Source organism: Brachyspira intermedia PWS/A, from assembly GCF_000223215.1.
Classification (GTDB): domain Bacteria; phylum Spirochaetota; class Brachyspiria; order Brachyspirales; family Brachyspiraceae; genus Brachyspira; species Brachyspira intermedia.
Map to the genome: position 1 here is coordinate 1755888 of NC_017243.1, position 15484 is coordinate 1771371.

Consider the following 15484-nt stretch of genomic DNA (forward strand, 5'->3'; position numbering starts at 1 on the left):
ATATTTGATAAACAAGAAAAATTATATTGTAGTATATCATTATTATAAATTATATTATTATCATAATGATTCATTTCAAAAAATATTTTATTTTTTGAAATGATTGTGTTTCTAAATATTAAATGTTTGATTTTATGATTATCTTCTACTTTTTTATTTTTTTTCTACTAATAGAGCAACACACTTTGTGTTTACTTTTTTATTATAATTATTAAATAGGAAATTTATAGAAGTAAAATCATATATTTTAGATACATAAAAATTATTAAAATTTCTCTTTTTCTCTTAGATAATTTTTTATTATATAAAATACCATATGGCTGAATTAGTAAAGATTTTCCATTATCAGATAAATATTCATTTATACATTTTATTTGTATATCGTAACATATTACTCCCTTTTTTATTTTTTGCCTATTATCTGTATCTACTTCAAATGGTGGATTTCCTATTATGATATCAAATCCATTTTTGACCTTATTCTTTATTTCATCATTACTATCAAAAAAATTATTATTAAATATATTTGAGTTTATTAATTTATCAAATTTAAGTTTTTCCCATATAACATTAGGCGTCAATGCATCGCATATTCCAAGAGCTAAACTAAAACATGTTAATTGTGCAGCCTCTTTTTGTATTTCTATACCAAATATAGAATTAACTAAGATATTTTTCAATTGTTCTGGTGATAACATATTACTATCATATGGAGAAGATATATTTTTATTGATAATATTTTTTAGTACAAGTCTTTTAAATGCCGATACTAAAAATATACCAGAACCACAAGTAGGATCAAATATTTTCTCATTACCTCTTATCTCATTTAAAGGCATAACCTCATCTAATATAAGATTTACAAGATGGATAGGAGTAAATATAGCTCCTAATTTATCATTTGCAAAGTATTGATATATTGAACTTAATACCTCTACAGGAATATGTTTAAAATTATATAGTTTCCAAAGATACCATTGATTTTTATAATTTTTAGCTTCTATTACTTTATATAAAGTATTGATAATTTCTAAATCTAATTCTTTTATATTGTCTAATACAAAAATATCTCCATTAAATTTATTTTCTAAAATCAATAAAAGTTTTTTTAAAGATTCTATATTTTGATCTCTTAGTATATCAATATAAGATGAATATTTTTCTCCTATTGTATAAAAAAATTCTTTTTTTAATACTTCTCTATCTTCTAAATATTTTATTAATAGTGTTACTATTAATAATTTTCTGCCGATAATATGTTTCTGTTTATTATATTTAAATTTATTCATTATATATTTATCAGCATCTTTTATTTTATCTATTAATATCTTATGAGATAATTCTTCTTCTATTATTTTATCTTCATTTGAACTATCTTCCCAAAATGTACCATCAATTAATCTATAAATTGAATATTTTTCAAATTGTTTATTATTATTTATTGAAGTTTTTAAGTCTATGATATCATTTATAAATTCAAAATGATCTCCTTTATATGTGGGTTTTTTATTTGTAAATATTATATCTATTTTAGTATCATTAATTATATATAGTATTGGTACAGATGCATTTAACCATAAATAATATTTTATATCTTCAAAATAAGTATCAATTAATTTGTCATAAGTATTGTCTATAATATATGCTATTGGTTTTAGCGAATTAACATTATTTTGTAATAATATATAATTAATTTTATTACTTAATTTTCTTGCTTCATAAGCATATACTTTTACATCGTCAGTTTCCTGTGATAAATCTTCATTAAGATTTATAATATAACTTTTTAAATTTTGATCATTTTTGTCAAAACCTATTAATTCTAATATATCCATAATCTATTACTTTTAATAATACTATATTTTAATTATTTATATTAATAAAAATTAATCTAAAATCCTTTTATTATATTAACATTTCCCCAATTACAATATTGATTACCATTTGGAATTAATGATTTATATGGTTTATTATAAATAGTATCTAAATTACGATTAGATAGTTCTTCTTTTAATTTTTTTTCTAATTTATCCCACCAAGAAATTCTCATAAATATATTTTCTATATAACTAAATACTAATTGGATTATTATATTACATATGTTATTTTTTTCTTTTTTATATGTTTTTATAATGGAATCTATAAATTTAGGATTTATTTTATCATCTGCAAACCACTGAAAAATTACAGCACCACCATTTTTATAATATATAGAATTAATTGCGATATTTTCTAAATTATTAATATCATTTTGTAAACAATTACCATCAAAATCATATAATATGGGAGCTGCTCCAGAAAACAATATATCTGGTATATTAGAGAATGTAAAAACTAAATATTTTATTGAATCGTAGTTTTTATTTATAAATACTTGAAAATATCTATCTCGCATTTTTTTACAATCTTCTGCACCTTTTTCGAGTTCTTTTAAAAAAGTATTATCATTTAATAAATTCTTATAAAATACATTTTTTATATAGGAGTCTATATTTCCATATTCTTTAGTAATGAATTCTTTTAAATAGTTTGGGATAGTAGCAGACTTACATTCTCCAATAAAAGGAGTAGTTATTACATTAGATATATCACTAATAAGATTTTTTTGAAATTCTATACTCCATTCTTTATTATAGTATTCCTTAATAAAACCTCTATACCCCAATAAGAAAGCATTTTTTTCATTTATTTCTACATCTTCTTCATCGATATCTTTAAATAGAATATTATCATGATATCTACAAAATCCATAAAACGTAGAAGCTTCATTTACTCCTATTTTTTTTGGTTGCAATATACAACTTGGATCCTTATTATTATCATCAAAAAATTTATAAAAATTAGTTTCAAAATTATATAAAAAATTATTTTCAGATATTTTTCTTAATGAAGAACTTTTAGATATTGAGTGAGCACTAGTCATATCATTAGAACATTTGGCTTTATCTATTTCATGGTAACATTTTCTAAATCTTTTTTTAGACTTTAAAATATCTGTAACATTTTTTTTAATAATGTTTTCAAAATTTTTATAACTATTATCCATATCAATTAACTGAGATTTTGTAATATAATTTGTTCTCTCAATATCAAAACCCATAACAACAATCCTTTCTTCTTTCATTTTTTTCATTTTTTCAATTATAAAACGAAATACAAAATAAATAGAATATTTTTCAAAAAAAGCTTTAATCTTATCTATATATTCATTATCCATACCAATTTTTATGTATTTAGGATAATCAAGTTCATTTGTATCCATATCAATTTGAAAATATTCATTAAATATTGAAAAGAACTCTATAATTTCTTCTTTATTAAGATATAAACAAAAATTTTCTTCCTTAGTTCCATCTAAATTTGATATTATACAACAAATGCTGAACATCTTTAACCTCGACATATTAATTAATATATTATTTTAGTTAAATATTTGTGTTTTTATATACAAAATTTTTATCATTAAAAGATACCTTATTATCTTGTTTATTATTTATAACATTAATTCCAACTAGACCTATTGTAGCACCTAAAGCAAGTGCAACACTTATGAATGTACTCATATTACAGTTAGCTCCCAATTCTACCTTAGACAATTGTTGTTGAGTAATTCCTGCTCTATTTGCTAATTCTTTTTGTGTAATGTTCTTCTCTAATCTGATTTTATTAATTTCAGAAGATAAATTTTGTAAAGTACAATTTATATCATAGTACCTTTTTGTATCAATATCTTTTAAATACTCATTTTTATTTCTTTTTGTTAATTTCATAATAAGTTTCCATTTTTACAATATATTTTTATGCTAATTTTTTTACCCATTCCTTGGCTAATTCTTCTTTAGTCTTATAAGTTAAATAAAAAATTTTCATAATTTTTTTTACATATTTTATTTCTTTTGAATAATTATTTTTCTGTTTTTTTATAAGGATAACCATAATAGCGTATTCATCATTCACATTATTTTCATCAAATGCATAAAAAAATAATATTCTAGACTTATGATTTTTATTATACAACTTAAGTTCCCAAATATTATTTTCTAAATGCTTACATTTTGGTTCTTTAAGCTCTTTACCATATAACTCTAATTGATCTAAAAGTGCCTCTATAGCTGTTTTAAATTCAATATCTTCAATTTTAGACATAGATTTTTCAAATTTATCTGTTTTCATTATAATTGTCATATTTAATCCTTACAAATAAAAATAATATTATTAATTTCCATATACAACTCCTTTCCTATAAATCTATACATTATATTTTACATCATAAAAGATGTAATGTCAAATATTTTTTATATTTTTAAATTAATTATATTTAATTAATATTTATAATAATCATTGCGATAACGGTAATTATCGCAACTATAGAATATTATTCTACCTCCAAACTTTTTAAGTATATTCCTGTTATAGCTATACTGCTATGATTTAATGCCTGTCTAATAAGCTCTATATCTTTAGTTTGTTTGTATAAAGTAACAGCAAAATAATGCCTTACATCATGTATAGAGTAGGCGGCTTTTATTTTACCTTGATTATATAAACGCTTTGAACTTCTATAAAAGATGTTCCTTATTACTTCAGAGCTTTTGTTTTTGAAAGGATTATTAAAAGAAAGATTATTCTGTTTTAATAATTTAATAACTTTGTCAGTAACTTTCCAGCTTATTTCTTTTCCTTTTGAATATGAATAATATTTGTTATTTCTTATTTCTAGTTTAGGTAAGGCACCAACACGCACACCGCATTCCATTATAAAAATGATGGCCACTTTTATAAGCGGATCTGATATATCTTTAATTATTAATTCAATTTCTTTTTTAGTAGGTACTTCCAAACGTTTTTTATTTTTTACAGGCGGACGAGTTTTTGTGCCTCGGAAAGGATTCTTTATAAACGGATATCTTCTCTCTAAAAATGAAAAGAAAGAAGAACAGGAAGAAACTAATGCACGTATACTTAAATTAGAAAGCTCACTAGAATTGACTTCTGTTATAAAATCATCAGCTTCTCTAGCTTTAATAAATAAAATATTCTTATTATTCATACGGCAATACTCTTCTAGTTTATTAAGTCCATTTTTATACTGTCTTTTTGTGTGATTGCTTTTTGTTTTTGAACATTGCTTAAAAAAGTTTTCTTTTTCTGTTTCATAATCTATCTGTTTAATAAGCTGTTCTTCTTTCATATAGTCAAGTATATTCAAGTAGTTAGCTTGCTTTACTAAAATCGCAGCCTGCTGTTCAGTTATTATATTATTATTGCCTTGGAATATTAATTCTTTATTTTTTTTAGAAGCCATATTTATACCTTTTCATAAATTAAAGACTTATTACTATTTTTACTCTTTATTTATATGAAAAGAATATAAACTTTTATAACTTTTTAAATATACATAGCTATTATTTATTTTTAGACTTTTATACTATATTATTTTCAATCAGTACTGTAAAAATTTAATTTATCAGTAAATTCATCAATTTCTTTTTTAATTCCTTTGGGGCTTCTATACTCATACTTCAAGTTCTTTAACAATATTCTGTATTTTAGAAAACTAATCTACTTTATATTTTTTCATTTTCATATCCTATATACATAATCGATATTATTCTTTTCTTTTTCTCCTTTTATCAAATTAACAGATTCATTAAAACTCATATCTAAAATTGATAAATAAACAGCACTGGATACAGCCCTCTTTTTATGAATGCTGATAATTTGTTTCGGTTCATTAAAATATTCATTATTAACAAAGACTTCTTCAACACCTAGATTTTCTAATTTTATTAATAATTCTAATAAAACATCTATATCTGTTAAATCTCTATCAATATTATATGAATTAATAATATCTTCTATCATAAATATTATTCCTATATTGTTATTGTTTCATTGTTATCTTTATGTATTTTTGCTATATTTATAGCATCGCATATAAAAACTTCGTCTATTATAAAATTAATTTGCTTTGAATTATTTTTATCTAATTCAATTTTTTTTATGTATTGATTTAAAGTAAAATGATCATTTGATATTAAAACTCTATTACACCCTTTGTTTTTATATGATTGTAAGCTATCAATTAATTTAGTGATATTCATTAAAATGGTACCTCTTCGCCGAGTAGGCGCCTACCGGCGTCATCTTTCCTGATTATTATTTTCTGCTGTATTATTAGATTCTTTTTTATCTGCAAGCATTTGCATTGACTGCATAATAATTCTCACCTTAGATCTAGTACTATTGGTGTTTTTATCCTGCACCTTTCCTGCCTTAATGTTCCGCTTAGGCGACTGCCCGCCTTTGGCGTAAAAACCTGCTTTCCTTTTGTAAGATATTTATTTGCTGTTTCTGCAAGTTTATCAGACGCTGTCCGCCTTTGGCGATGCCACTATATCGAAATAATTTACTTCTGTAGTATTTTTTGTACTTACATAATAATTATTTGCTACACCGAAGGTGGGCAGCCGCCGAAAACTCAGAAATTTCCATTCCATTTTGTGTATATTTTCTCTGAGGATCAGCAGTGGCGAAGCCCGCCTGCGGCGAATCTTCCTATTAATGTTACACTATTATGGTCTGTCATAATAACTCCTAATTTAATTTGATTACTATATCACAAAGTAAAGCTGTTATATTTGATAAAAAGAAACAAATCAAATAGAACGCCTTAGCAATATCATTTTTAGATGTAATACTAATAAAAATACATATAACACTAAATATTCCAAAACTTATAGAACCTATTTGATAAACAATCATTTATATATCCTTGCTTAATATATTTTCTACTGTATTCATATAAAAATCTAATTTATGATTACATTCTAATCTTTCACCATTTATGCTTACAAATAATTCATTTTATTTTTTACTTTGTTATAACTGACATCAATATTTTTATATTTATATTGCAATACTCCAAGAATGTCATTCATTCTTCTAAACTCATCGTTTATATCATTATAATTAATAATAGCTTTAATCATTTGATTTAATCTTTTTATCTAGCTTATTTTTTGTACATCTTTTATTATCTTTAACATTTTATTACAATGTTCTTCTATTTGAAGTCTTTGACTGCATCTATTTAAAATATATCCAAGTGTATAGAACCTATCAAAAACTTTCATACTCAATGTATTACAATGCTGTATCAAAGCAGCAGCTCCTATTAAGTTTAATTGTATGAATGACATATATACACACATCAAATCAACATCATTTACGGTCCATATTAATTTTTCAGCATAATTATATCCTAATTCTTCAGCTATCTGACATGAGGCTATAACAAAACCTCCGCTTCCTACTGCTGGTTCATAACAATGAATGAAATCTCTTTCTTTTAATAAAGATTTATCAAAAGTGATTTTATTCATACAATATGATAATTCATAAGGTGTAAAAAACTGGCCTTTATATTCATTTGTAAGATTTAGCTCCTGAAATAATGTACCTAAAACATCTTGATATCTATTGTTCTGATATTCATTTGCTATTTCTAATTTGAAGGTATTAAAAAGCTCCATTTCATTTTTATCATAATGATCAGATATTTTTTTAAGCTGTTCTATTCTGTTTTTTATTTCTTCAGGATTAAGACTTATTCCTATAGAAATATTTAAAGCTGTCATAGCTATAAAATCATAGAATACTTTAGCTATAGTATGTTTATAAGAAACACTTTGTAATATGTCATATAAGTTTTTATATTTAGATGATTTTAATTTTTTCATGATTTACTCCTAATCAGCAAAAAGCATTTTATTGCCTTCACTATCCACTTTATCTCCGTCTGAATCAAAGTCCCATCTGTTTATATTATCTTCATCTACACCTGAACTTAATGGATCTTCTTCATTTTCCTCATCTATTCTATAATTTGAATTATTTTCATCTTCTGAGAAATCAATTATTTCATTGTTAGATTTTATTTGTTCTTCAAATGTAGTACCAATAGTTTTATTTTTTCTTTTATCAATTTCTTTTTGTATATCTTCTCTCGCCGCAGGCGGACAGTCGTCATAATTATCAAGCATTGTTATTTCTTTTAATTCTTTCAGTTCTTCAAGAGTAAGTTCAGATAACTTTCTTCCTTTTGTTATTTTATTTTCAAGTTCACGGCTACGGTCGCCGCAGGCGTGCTGTCGCATAAACTTTCTGCCTTGTAAAATGTGTTTAGCAGTTTCATTGTAATTATTATCTATCTTTTTTATTTCACTCTCTAATAAAGATATTTGTTCTAAAGCCTCATCACTTAAAATAGTATACTGTTCACCTTTTGATATTTCTTTTACTTGTTCTTTTAATTTTTCTATATTTGTATCATCAAGATATTCACCTCGTTTTTTAATTCTTCAATAATTTTATTTCTATATCCTTCTGGTAAATTATAATCCGAGAGATATTTTTTTAATGAAATAGTATTTATAAAAATCCATATAGTACCTTCGTATTACCCAGTAGGGCATATAGAAAAATCAATATTTTCTTTAGTTTCTTTATTACTAATTTTTGAAATAAATCTTTGTATAGCATTCATAACAGTGTTGGCTTCTGCTTTATCATCAGATTTGAATGTTATACCAAAAAGACCATTATCTTCTATAAAGTTTAATTCTCTCATTGTTCTTATCCTTTATTTATTGTTGATCAAAAAGACTTTAATTATAAAAACTAATTTAATTCTGATTCTTCTAGCTTATGAAATAAATCTAAAGGCTTAGTCAAATCAACTTTTTTCATTCTGTAATTTTCTATATAAGATTGATGACTTACAACTTTAGCTTTAGCTTTTTCTGTATCTTCTATAGCTCCGTTAAAAATATATATATCGCTGAATATAATCCAATTGAATAATTGTACATTCTGCCATTTATAACAGCTTCTTGCATAACCGCAATCTTTTATCTCTAATTTTTCTTTTAATTCTTCCTCTATATAAACATCTTTAGCTTTATATTCTCCTACCTTTACATATAGGTCCTTTTCATATATGCCTTTTGAGTAGTTATCTATGATTTTTATTAATCCTAGACTTTCAAATAACTCTATATCTTTTGTTATATTTCCATCCCAAAATATAGCAATTTCAGTATTTCTCATTTTTCTGCATAGCTGCATAATAAACTCCTTATTCCTATGATGCTAATTTATTAGATTTGATTTTAAACTTCTGCATTTCTATATCTACTACTTTTAAGTTTAGAAGACGGCTTGTAAGTCTTCCTTTGATATATTCAGCATCAGTTTTTTTATTCAAACCTTTTAATAAATCATCATAACTTTTATTTGATGTGAGAATAACTGTTTTTTCTCCGCTTCTTATATTATCAAATATTTTATAGTATCCATCGATAGCGTAATGAAAGCCAACGCTATCAATATCATCTATCATAATAATATCTGCATTTTTGGCATTATCTATTTTTTTATCAATAGTAGCTTTCATATCTTTATCCTTAGCATTTTGATTAAATAAGTTTTTATGTAAATCTTCAAAATGGCTTGCTTTCATATACATTACTTTTATATTATTAATAGCGTATATCTGCCATAACATTTTAAGCATTGTAGTTTTGCCTGTTCCACTTTTACCTCTGAAATATAAGGACATTGTACTTCCTACATTCAAATATTTTTTTATAGAATTAATCAGCTCAGTTTGATTAAATCTTTCTGCAAAAAGATCCAAAGTCATTTCATTGTCTAATGTACCAAATAATAAATTATATGTTTTGATAATGCTCTCAATTCTTTCTATCTTTTCTGATATTTTACTTTTTTCATCGCTGACACAGTCGCACATAGTAGGCAGTTTGTAGCTTCTTCCTGAAAAACTTAAATCATCTGGAGATTTTACAAATCGGTACTCATCGCATTTAGTACAATTTGGGTCTTTTCCGTCCCTTGCTGTTTCTTTTAATTCTTCCAAATATTTTTTGTAGCTTTGCAGACAATAACTGTTATCCGCAATTTGCAATTTGTGAATACGCCTCATCGAAGTTTCCCCCCTCTTCTATAATTTTTAATAAATAATTAAGTTTATCAATTCCGCTTGGTATTGATATCTTTTTTGTTTCCTGTGTTTCTTCGCTTTGAGTTTTATTTTCTTTGTTATCATTATTTTTTGTACTTTCATTTTTTTGGCATAAAGCCATTTTCAATAAATCCTGCAGTTTCATAGCATATCTTTTTTCTACTGGTAATTTATAAAATGCATTTTTTGTAATTTCTAAAACATCATCAATATTGTTATTTACTCTGTTTTTAAAGATTTTTATTAAATGCATTTTATAAGGAGCTCTTGTCGAGTAGTCTAATTTTTCAAGCAATAATTCTTCATACAATTTTTTAAACTTTTCTAAAAAATCACATTGAAGCTGAAGCTCTTTTATTTCTTTATCATCAGTTAAAAGTTTGACAGGATATATTGGATTTTCCTCTACATCTTCATTAAACAAACTAGGTTCATCATATATTACAGTAACAGGAGCTTCGAGATTCTGAAGTTTTTTATCTTCCTCTTTCAGCTCTTCAATTTTATTTTTCAGACTAGTAAAATCATATACAAGAGCTTTTCTTATAACTTTTTTGTCTTTATACTCTGTAGCTATTTTTATTTTTAAATAGCCTTTTGCTTTTAAACTTTTTCTTTGTCTTGTAAAATTAGTTTTTTTATTAGTTATATATTTGTCTTTTATGTATTGTATATTTTTGTTTGTTAAATGAAATATCCAGCATATAAATTCAAACTCACTTAATGATAATCCTAATCTGTTTCTGTATTCCATAATTTCAAAAGGTATTGCCAACAGATCTGCAGGATAATCTATTTTTCCGTAAAGTGCCGAAAACTTTTCTAACTCTGCCATTACTTTACTCCGCCTGATATATTTTTATAAGTCAATTTTCGTACTAACATTAAACCGCCTCTGTGATTGTATTTTTAAAAAAATATTCCTCCTTCTGCAGTGATAAAAATTATTAAAGCAAAGAACTGCCTAAATGATTTAAATAAATTTTTACTGCATTTGTTTTTGATATTTTTTAGCAGGAACGCTAATTGATGAAATAAACTCTGTTCTTTATCTAAAAAAGTCAAGCATAACTTTTTAGTTGCTATTATTGTCGATATTTTTGAGAATTGTTGTTGTTTTAAATCTAGTATGCTTTTTACGCATACTAGATTTTTTAATTTATTGATTTGTATTTCGAGAGAAAATTCTAAAACTCGTACCGCTTTCAAAAGTCTTAGAAAATTCGTTAAAATTAAAAATTTTCAGTATATATTATTATATTTTAAACTTTTTATGATTGCATACCTACTATATTATGCAGTTATAAAAAGTTTTTATATTAATCTGAAAAATGAATTTTTTCAGATTAATATAAATTAATAAATATATCTATCAGAAATACTAAACATTAAATAAATTAGTATTCTAATAAATTGCTATTAAGTATTGCCCCGAGTTCATATCTGTTATTGTCGCTGCTGTAATTATATATATAAAATGTTAAATAATCATATTTATAATCAGCCATTTTTTGTCCTACATATAAAAGTCCATTAGCAGGTATGGAACTTAATATATGAACTTCTTCTAAATTTCTATATTTTACTATATCATCAAAAATTTCATCTATCTTTTTAGTAAATAAATAATAGCATCTTTTATTTACCAAACTTTTATGTGAATGCTCTTCTAATATTACTTGATGTGTTATTGTGATGATATTGCTGTATGAATAATCGAATCCTTTATTAAGAATAAGATTTTTATCATCTTTATAAACTTGTTCTATATCATTAATATTTGATTGTCCTGATAATATTATTCCTATTGGGTGATTAATATTATCTATTCTCATAACATTTGATTTGCTTTCTACAAAACTTTTTAATTCAGGCTCATCTATTTCTATATCTTTAAATCCCCAAGATAATGAATCTTTTGGCTTTGGGAGAAAAACAAAATTATATCCGTATTTCTCTAATATATAAGCAATAGAAACAAGTATGCTATTAGGAGCTATTGCATAAAGTACTATAGGATAATCTTTAGTTATATTTTTTTCTTTAAACTTTGATAATATGATATTTTTTAATTTCTTTATAACATTATCTATTTTATTTTCTTTTTCATTTTTGTATTCTTTATATTCTTTATCTAAATCTATTTGCAAATCAATAGGAGGCATTTCTCCAAAATTCTGAGCATTTCCTCTTATAGAATGAAATATTTTAACTCTTTTAATATTATCATCTTCAGTCATATAATCAAAAATTTTATTATTATCTTTCATGCTTTACTCTCTATACATGTTTTATAAATTAATCAAAATAAACTATTTACAAATAATATAAAAAATATATATTATAGAAACATTTTCGTAATAATTTTAACATAAAATAGAATAAATTGATATTGGAGATAAAATGAAAATATTAGGTATAGACACTTCATGCGATGATACTTCTGCTGCTATAGTTGAGGACGGAAAAAATGTACTTTCTTCAGTATTAAGCTCATCAATAGATGCACATAAAGAATTTCAAGGAGTAGTTCCTGAAATTGCTGCAAGAAAACATTTGGAAGCCATACTCTATGTAATAGATAAAGCATTAAAAGATGCAAATACCACTTTAGATGATATAGATTTATTTGCAGTTACCAACAGACCCGGACTTTTAGGATCTTTACTTGTTGGAGTGGCAAGTGCAAAATCATTGGCATTTTCTTTAAACAAGCCATTATTAGCTTTGGATCATATAGCGGCACATATTTACTCGCCTCATCTTACAAATGATATAGAGTTTCCTTATATAGCATTAGTTGTATCTGGAGGACATACTATAATAACCGAAGTGCATGATTACGGTGAATATAAAGTTGTAGGTACTACTTTAGATGATGCTGTAGGTGAAGCTTATGATAAAGTTTCAAAGTTTTTAAATCTAGGATATCCGGGCGGTCCTATAATAGACAGATTAGCTAAAGAAGGAAACAAAGAAGCAATAAAATATCCTATTGTATTATTAAACGGAATAGATGAATTTAATTTCTCATACAGCGGACTTAAAACTGCATGCGTTTATTCTACAAAAAAATATCTTAAAGAAGGATACGAAGCAACTAATGAAAATATAGCTGCTGCATTTCAAATAAGTGCAATAGAGCCTTTATATATCAAAACTTTGAAATATGCTGAAAAAAGCGGTATTAAAAGAGTTACATTATCCGGCGGAGTGGCATGCAATAGTTATTTGAGAGATAGATTTGGAAACTCTAAAGACTTTGAATGTTATCTACCTGCTTTAAAATACACGACAGATAATGCTGCTATGGTTGCAGGGCTTGCTTATCATATGAAAGATAAACAGGATTTTGCTGATTATAATTTAGATTGTTTCTCAAGAGTTTTGAATAAAAAATAATAATAAAAACAAAAGTGCAAAATAAAATTATAATTAACTAGAATTTATTTACTAGCTTTATTATAAAATAGACTTGTTTCAAAACTATTTATAAAATTAGTTATATAATTATTAGTATAATCAGTGTATAACTAAACAACTATATTTTGTCAAAAATATTTTTTTAAATTTAAAATATTTGCAGGGCTTTGCTGCGAAGCACACAGTCGTGCCACACCACCACTTCTTTTGCCGACGCTCTGCGTGCCATAGGAAGGCACCTACTCGGTGGTGCCCCAAAGAAGCAAAAAAGGCTATATTTAAGCTTAATTTAATAAACTATATTACATGTAATACAATCTTAGTATGCTTTAGTACTAATTTTATACTTGCACTTTTTGGTTCTTTTTGCGGCGGGAAAAAGAACAATATAAAAATTGACAAAGTTAAAAATTTTTAGTATATATCATACATTTAATAAACATCATTAAAATATAAAGTTATAGTAATTGCGTTTCACAAAGCGTGCCTGCGGCAGCAACTTTGGCGAAGCTAGCAGAGAATGTGCAGCAAAAAAGTTGATAATTCTACATAAAGTGAATCAGTTGACAAACTTAAAAAATTATTTATCAATAGTTTTGAAACAAGTCTAATAATTAAAATTTATGCAATAAAGAAGAATGATAACTAATTATTATATAATCAATTATCATTCTTTTATTTTATTTAATTAAAATTATATTCCGAATCTTTTCATTATAACATCAATATTTCTTAGATAGTATGCATAGTCAAAACAGTCGTCAATTTCCTGAGAGCTTAAATATTTTGTAATGTCCTCATCTTTATGAACATTCTCTCTAAAGTCTTCATTATTGAGCCATCTTTTCATTGCATTTCTTTGTACCCATCTGTAAGCATTATCTCTGTCAATGCCTTTATTAACTAAGCTTATCAAAATTCTTTGGCTGAAAATTAAACCGCCTGTCTTTTCAATATTTGCTTTCATAGCTTCAGGATAAATTAAAAGCTTATCTACTATATCAATGAATTTGTTAATAGCATAATCAACTGCAATAGTAGAATCTGGAAGTATAACTCTCTCTACTGATGAATGGCTTATATCTCTTTCATGCCAAAGTGTAATATCTTCCATAGAAGCCAAAGCATTACCTCTTACTATTCTTGCTAAACCTGATATTCTTTCACAAGTGATAGGGTTTCTTTTATGAGGCATAGCAGATGAACCTTTTTGCTTTTCACTGAAATATTCTTCTGCTTCTCTTATATCTGTTCTTTGAAGGTTTCTAATCTCTGTAGCAAATTTCTCTAATGAACTAGCAACAATAGCTAAAGTTGTAAGATACTGTGCATGTCTGTCTCTTTGTATTATTTGAGTAGAAACTTTATCAGCTTCTATACCTAATTTTTTACAAACTATTTCTTCTATTCTAGGGTCAATATTACTATAAGTACCAACTGCACCTGAAAGCTTACCAACAGAAACCTGTTTTTTAGCCTCCTCTACCCTTTTTATATTTCTTTCATTCTCATCATACCATAAAATAAATTTTAAACCTAATGTCATAGGCTCAGCATGTATACCATGAGTACGTCCTATGCAAGGAGTATATTTATGTTCTTTGGCTCTTCTTAATAATACTTCTGATAATCTTTTTAAATCATCTAATATAATTTCAGCAGATCTTTTCATCATAACAGCTAATGCAGTATCTTTAACATCACTTGAAGTTAAGCCTTTATGTATATATTGTCCGCCCTCACCTACATTCTCTTGAACAGCAGTTACAAATGATATAATATCATGATTAGTTTCTTTTTCTATTTCAGCAATTCTCTCTACTGTAAAAGTTGCTTTTTCTTTAATATTCTTTACTGCCTCTGCAGGAATCTCTCCTATTTCAGCCATAGCCTCACAAGCAGCAATCTCAACATCAAGCATAACCTGAAACTCATTTTGCAAGCTCCAAAGTTCTCCCATCTCTTTTCTAGTATATCTCTTTATCATAGATTATTATCCTTAATATAAAATATTGA

17 protein-coding genes and 2 pseudogenes are annotated in these 15484 nt (G+C 25.3%); 1 reads left to right on the forward strand and 18 read right to left on the reverse strand.

Translation table 11 applies throughout. From position 1 onward, the window contains the following. Positions 1-224 precede the first annotated feature (224 nt). The 17 genes and pseudogenes from BINT_RS07605 to BINT_RS07680 all read right to left on the reverse strand — a co-directional run bounded on the left by BINT_RS07605 (position 225) and on the right by BINT_RS07680 (position 12315). Positions 225-1835, reverse strand: a complete 1611-nt coding sequence (locus tag BINT_RS07605; protein ID WP_014487988.1) for an N-6 DNA methylase — start codon at positions 1833-1835, stop codon at positions 225-227. Between the two features lie 56 nt (positions 1836-1891). Continuing rightward, positions 1892-3388 (reverse strand): hypothetical protein, encoded by a 1497-nt coding sequence (locus BINT_RS07610; protein ID WP_014487989.1) that lies wholly within the window; start codon positions 3386-3388, stop codon positions 1892-1894. Between the two features lie 37 nt (positions 3389-3425). Continuing rightward, positions 3426-3770, reverse strand: coding sequence for a helix-turn-helix domain-containing protein (locus BINT_RS07615; protein ID WP_014487990.1), 345 nt, complete (start codon positions 3768-3770; stop codon positions 3426-3428). A 28-nt stretch (positions 3771-3798) separates the two neighbouring features. Continuing rightward, on the reverse strand, positions 3799-4185 hold the full coding sequence (locus BINT_RS07620) for a type II toxin-antitoxin system RelE/ParE family toxin (RefSeq protein ID WP_041177335.1): 387 nt from the start codon (positions 4183-4185) through the stop codon (positions 3799-3801). Between the two features lie 190 nt (positions 4186-4375). Then, positions 4376-5305 (reverse strand): tyrosine-type recombinase/integrase, encoded by a 930-nt coding sequence (locus BINT_RS07625; RefSeq protein WP_014487992.1) that lies wholly within the window; start codon positions 5303-5305, stop codon positions 4376-4378. 278 nt (positions 5306-5583) lie between these two features. Further along, positions 5584-5865, reverse strand: a complete 282-nt coding sequence (locus BINT_RS07630) for a hypothetical protein (RefSeq protein WP_014487993.1) — start codon at positions 5863-5865, stop codon at positions 5584-5586. Positions 5866-5876: 11 nt separating this feature from the next. Beyond that, positions 5877-6104: a hypothetical protein gene (locus BINT_RS07635; protein ID WP_014487994.1), complete on the reverse strand. Its 228-nt coding sequence runs from the start codon at positions 6102-6104 to the stop codon at positions 5877-5879. Between the two features lie 39 nt (positions 6105-6143). Beyond that, a pseudogene (locus tag BINT_RS07640) lies at positions 6144-6589 on the reverse strand (single-stranded DNA-binding protein). A gap of 8 nt (positions 6590-6597) precedes the next feature. Continuing rightward, positions 6598-6765 carry a hypothetical protein gene (locus tag BINT_RS07645; protein WP_041177336.1) on the reverse strand — a complete coding sequence of 56 codons (168 nt, stop codon included), beginning with the start codon at positions 6763-6765 and terminating at the stop codon, positions 6598-6600. Then, positions 6766-6992 (reverse strand): annotated as a pseudogene (locus BINT_RS07650) (hypothetical protein). It lies immediately after the preceding gene. 18 nt (positions 6993-7010) lie between these two features. Continuing rightward, complete coding sequence (locus BINT_RS07655) at positions 7011-7742, reverse strand: N-6 DNA methylase (protein WP_014487997.1); 732 nt, start codon at positions 7740-7742, stop codon at positions 7011-7013. Positions 7743-7751: 9 nt separating this feature from the next. Next, entirely contained in the window at positions 7752-8159 is a 408-nt protein-coding gene (locus BINT_RS15125; RefSeq protein ID WP_014487998.1) for a hypothetical protein, read from the reverse strand. 302 nt (positions 8160-8461) lie between these two features. Further along, complete coding sequence (locus BINT_RS15130) at positions 8462-8632, reverse strand: hypothetical protein (protein ID WP_014487999.1); 171 nt, start codon at positions 8630-8632, stop codon at positions 8462-8464. A 50-nt stretch (positions 8633-8682) separates the two neighbouring features. Further along, positions 8683-9129: a hypothetical protein gene (locus tag BINT_RS07665; protein WP_148258785.1), complete on the reverse strand. Its 447-nt coding sequence runs from the start codon at positions 9127-9129 to the stop codon at positions 8683-8685. Positions 9130-9145: 16 nt separating this feature from the next. Beyond that, positions 9146-10006, reverse strand: a complete 861-nt coding sequence (locus BINT_RS07670; protein WP_041177338.1) for an AAA family ATPase — start codon at positions 10004-10006, stop codon at positions 9146-9148. Beyond that, positions 9972-10880 (reverse strand): hypothetical protein, encoded by a 909-nt coding sequence (locus BINT_RS07675; protein WP_014488002.1) that lies wholly within the window; start codon positions 10878-10880, stop codon positions 9972-9974. The genes BINT_RS07670 and BINT_RS07675 overlap by 35 nt, the downstream gene beginning before the upstream one ends. A gap of 562 nt (positions 10881-11442) precedes the next feature. Beyond that, a complete protein-coding gene (locus BINT_RS07680) occupies positions 11443-12315 on the reverse strand; it encodes an SAVED domain-containing protein (protein WP_014488003.1) in 873 nt (290 codons plus the stop codon). A 133-nt stretch (positions 12316-12448) separates the two neighbouring features. Between BINT_RS07680 and tsaD the strand changes: the two genes are divergently transcribed. After that, entirely contained in the window at positions 12449-13447 is a 999-nt protein-coding gene (gene tsaD / locus BINT_RS07685; RefSeq protein ID WP_014488004.1) for a tRNA (adenosine(37)-N6)-threonylcarbamoyltransferase complex transferase subunit TsaD, read from the forward strand. A 715-nt stretch (positions 13448-14162) separates the two neighbouring features. Here the strand turns inward: tsaD and purB are convergent. After that, a complete protein-coding gene (purB, locus tag BINT_RS07690) occupies positions 14163-15455 on the reverse strand; it encodes an adenylosuccinate lyase (RefSeq protein WP_014488005.1) in 1293 nt (430 codons plus the stop codon). Positions 15456-15484: the final 29 nt, after the last annotated feature.

What these genes read in the sequence shown, in the direction of transcription:
- BINT_RS07605 (WP_014487988.1), bottom strand. Translation starts at nt 1,835, where the DNA reads ATGGATATATTAGAATTAATAGGTTTTGACAAAAATGATCAAAATTTA.
- BINT_RS07610 (WP_014487989.1), bottom strand. Translation starts at nt 3,388, where the DNA reads ATGTTCAGCATTTGTTGTATAATATCAAATTTAGATGGAACTAAGGAA.
- BINT_RS07615 (WP_014487990.1), bottom strand. Translation starts at nt 3,770, where the DNA reads ATGAAATTAACAAAAAGAAATAAAAATGAGTATTTAAAAGATATTGAT.
- BINT_RS07620 (WP_041177335.1), bottom strand. Translation starts at nt 4,185, where the DNA reads ATGACAATTATAATGAAAACAGATAAATTTGAAAAATCTATGTCTAAA.
- BINT_RS07625 (WP_014487992.1), bottom strand. Translation starts at nt 5,305, where the DNA reads ATGGCTTCTAAAAAAAATAAAGAATTAATATTCCAAGGCAATAATAAT.
- BINT_RS07630 (WP_014487993.1), bottom strand. Translation starts at nt 5,865, where the DNA reads ATGATAGAAGATATTATTAATTCATATAATATTGATAGAGATTTAACA.
- BINT_RS07635 (WP_014487994.1), bottom strand. Translation starts at nt 6,104, where the DNA reads ATGAATATCACTAAATTAATTGATAGCTTACAATCATATAAAAACAAA.
- BINT_RS07645 (WP_041177336.1), bottom strand. Translation starts at nt 6,765, where the DNA reads ATGATTGTTTATCAAATAGGTTCTATAAGTTTTGGAATATTTAGTGTT.
- BINT_RS07655 (WP_014487997.1), bottom strand. Translation starts at nt 7,742, where the DNA reads ATGAAAAAATTAAAATCATCTAAATATAAAAACTTATATGACATATTA.
- BINT_RS15125 (WP_014487998.1), bottom strand. Translation starts at nt 8,159, where the DNA reads ATGCGACAGCACGCCTGCGGCGACCGTAGCCGTGAACTTGAAAATAAA.
- BINT_RS15130 (WP_014487999.1), bottom strand. Translation starts at nt 8,632, where the DNA reads ATGAGAGAATTAAACTTTATAGAAGATAATGGTCTTTTTGGTATAACA.
- BINT_RS07665 (WP_148258785.1), bottom strand. Translation starts at nt 9,129, where the DNA reads ATGCAGCTATGCAGAAAAATGAGAAATACTGAAATTGCTATATTTTGG.
- BINT_RS07670 (WP_041177338.1), bottom strand. Translation starts at nt 10,006, where the DNA reads ATGAGGCGTATTCACAAATTGCAAATTGCGGATAACAGTTATTGTCTG.
- BINT_RS07675 (WP_014488002.1), bottom strand. Translation starts at nt 10,880, where the DNA reads ATGGCAGAGTTAGAAAAGTTTTCGGCACTTTACGGAAAAATAGATTAT.
- BINT_RS07680 (WP_014488003.1), bottom strand. Translation starts at nt 12,315, where the DNA reads ATGAAAGATAATAATAAAATTTTTGATTATATGACTGAAGATGATAAT.
- tsaD (WP_014488004.1), top strand. Translation starts at nt 12,449, where the DNA reads ATGAAAATATTAGGTATAGACACTTCATGCGATGATACTTCTGCTGCT.
- purB (WP_014488005.1), bottom strand. Translation starts at nt 15,455, where the DNA reads ATGATAAAGAGATATACTAGAAAAGAGATGGGAGAACTTTGGAGCTTG.